General features: G+C 70.6%; 1 protein-coding gene. It reads right to left on the bottom strand.

The window, feature by feature from the left end:
• Positions 1 to 2666, bottom strand: a 2666-nt coding sequence (locus ABZ714_RS34790; RefSeq protein ID WP_358829375.1) for an amino acid adenylation domain-containing protein, incomplete at both ends; no start/stop codon positions are given.

The following is a 2666-nucleotide window of genomic DNA, read 5'->3' as shown; positions in this document are numbered from 1 at the left end:
TTCGCCGTCGGCCGCGATGTGATGGACCACGAGGACGAGGGAGTGTTCCTCCGGACCCGTCGTCAGCAGGGCCACCCGGAGCGGAAACTCCTCGGTCAGCACGAAGCCCTGCTGAACGATCTCGTCCACCGCGGCGGGCAGCTCTTCGGTGCCGATCCGCCGATGTGTCAGCCGGGGCTCGGCCTCTTCGGGGGTGTGGATGTGCTGATGGGGGGTGCCGTCGGTCTCGGGGAAGGTGGTCCGGAGCGTTTCATGGCGCTCGACCAGATCGATGAACGCCTGGCGGAGGGCTTCCGGATCGACGGTTCCGCCGAGGTCGATGACGAAGGGGATGTTGTAGGTGGGGGTCGGGCCCTGGAGCTGGTTGAGGAACCAGAGCCGCCGCTGGGCCGACGACAGCGGAACCAGCCGGGGCCGGATCGCGGCTTCCAGCGGCGGCCGTACGGTGGTGGTGTCGTCCAGATGATGGATCAGCCGGGCGACCGTGGGGTGGTCGAAGAGGGTCCGTACGGTGACTTCCTTGCCGAGCGCGGCCCGGATGGCCCCGGCGAGCCGGGTCGCCAGCAGGGAGTGGCCGCCGAGCTCGAAGAAGTTGTCGTCCACCCCGACCGAGGCGAGCCCCAGGGTCTCGGCGAAGAGTCCGGCGAGTACGCGCTCCCGCTCCGTCAGCGGCTCCTCGCCGCCGTCCGGATCGGTGTCGCCGGGCCCGGTACCGGGCCCGGGGACGGGCAGGGCCCGCCGGTCCAGCTTTCCGCTGGTGGTCAGCGGCAGCTCGGACAGCACCACGAACACGCCCGGGACCATATGGTCCGGCAGCCGGCGGAGTGCGTTCCGGCGCAGTGCGGCGGTATCCACCGTCACCCCGTCGGCCGGGACGACATAGGCGATGAGCTGGGTGTTCTCGGACTGGTCGAGCCGGGTTCCGACGGCGGCCCGGGCGATCCCGGGACAACCGCTCAGGACGGACTCGATCTCGCCCGGCTCGATCCGGTAGCCGCGGACCTTGACCTGCTGGTCGGCGCGGCCCAGATAGTCGAGGATTCCCTCGCGGCTCCAGCGGGCCAGGTCCCCGGTGCGGTACATCCGTGAACCCGGCGGGCCGTAGGGGTCGGCGACGAAGCGTTCGGCGGTGAGCCCCGGACGGTTGAGATAGCCCCGGGCCAGCCCGGCGCCGGCGACGTACAGCTCACCCGCGACACCCGGCGGCACCGGGCGGAGCGCGCTGTCGAGGACGAGCAGCCGGATATCGGGGACGGCGACCCCGATGGCGCCGGTGGCGGAACCGGTGTCGGCGGTCGTGATGTGGTGATGGGTCACATAGACCGTGGTCTCGGTGGGGCCGTACATGTTCACCAGGACCGGCTCGGTATCGGCGTGCCGCTCGTACCAGTCGGCCAGCCGGGTCGGGTCGAGGGCCTCGCCCGCCAGGATCACCCGGCGCAGGGCGAGCCGTCCGTCGGCGGGCGTGGCCTCCCGGTCCGCCTGGATCAGCTGGTAGAAGGCCGACGGCGTCTGGTTGAGGACCGTGACCCCCTCGTCCACCATCAGTCGGCGGAGTTCCGTCGCGATCCGGCTGGTGGTGAGCGGGGCGATCACGATCCGGCCGCCGTGCAGCAGGGCGCCCCAGATCTCCCAGACGGAGACGTCGAAGGCGTAGGAGTGGAAGAGCAGCCAGACGTCGTCGGAGCCGAAGCCGAACCAGTGGTCCGTCTCGGTGAGCAGCCGGTGCACGGTGGAATGGGGGACGACCACACCCTTGGGGCGGCCGGTGGAGCCGGAGGTGTAGATGACATAGGCGCGGTGGTCCGCGAGGAGCGGGGCGATTCGGTCGGCGTCCGTCGGATTGGTGGCGGGCAGCTCCGCGAGTCGGCGTACGGTGCCGGGGTCGTCCAGCACGGTTCGCGGCACCGCCGGTTCGGGCAGGTCCGTCGCCGTCTCCGCGGTGGTGAGGAGATGGCGGGCCCCGGCGTCGTCGACGACGAAGGCGATCCGGTCGGCCGGGTCCCCCGGTTCGATGGGGAGGTAGGCGGCCCCGGCTTTGAGGACGGCGAGTACGGAGACGATGGTCTCGGCCGACCGGGGCAGTACCAGGGCGACCACGTCCTCGGGTCCGACACCCCGCCCGATGAGGTGGTGGGCGAGCCGGTTGGCCCGTTCGTTGAGTTCGGCGTAGCCGAGCGACCGGGATCCGCAGGTGACGGCGATGGCGTCCGGCGTCGCCGCGGCCCGGGCCTCGAAGAGCTCCGGGAGGAGCCGGTGGTCCGGCCGGGGTGTCCGGTCGCGCCAGCGTTCGGGCACCAGCCGGTCCCGTTCCGCCGGGGTGAGGAGATCGAGATCGCGGATCCGGGTATCGGGTGCCTGTGCGTAGATTTCGAGCAGCCGGATATAGCGGTCGAGATAGCTTTCGGCGGTCGCCTGGTCGAAGTATTCGGTGCGATGGGCGAGCCGGACCCGCAGCCGTTCCCCGGGTACCACGGAAAGCGTGAGCGGATAGTGCGTGATGCCGTCTCCGTGCGCATGCCAGCCGGTGATCCGCAGATCGCCGAGCCCATTGAGGGAGCTGAAATCGACGGGGTAGTTTTCGAGGACGGTGGTGGTGTCGAAGAGGTGGGTGTGGGGGGTGGTGTTGGTGATGGTGGTGAGGGGGAGGTGTTGGTGGTCGAGGA

This window comes from Streptomyces sp. NPDC006798 (genome assembly GCF_040635975.1).
In the GTDB taxonomy this organism is placed as follows: domain Bacteria; phylum Actinomycetota; class Actinomycetes; order Streptomycetales; family Streptomycetaceae; genus Streptomyces.
This window is presented reverse-complemented; position numbering and strand designations above follow the sequence as displayed.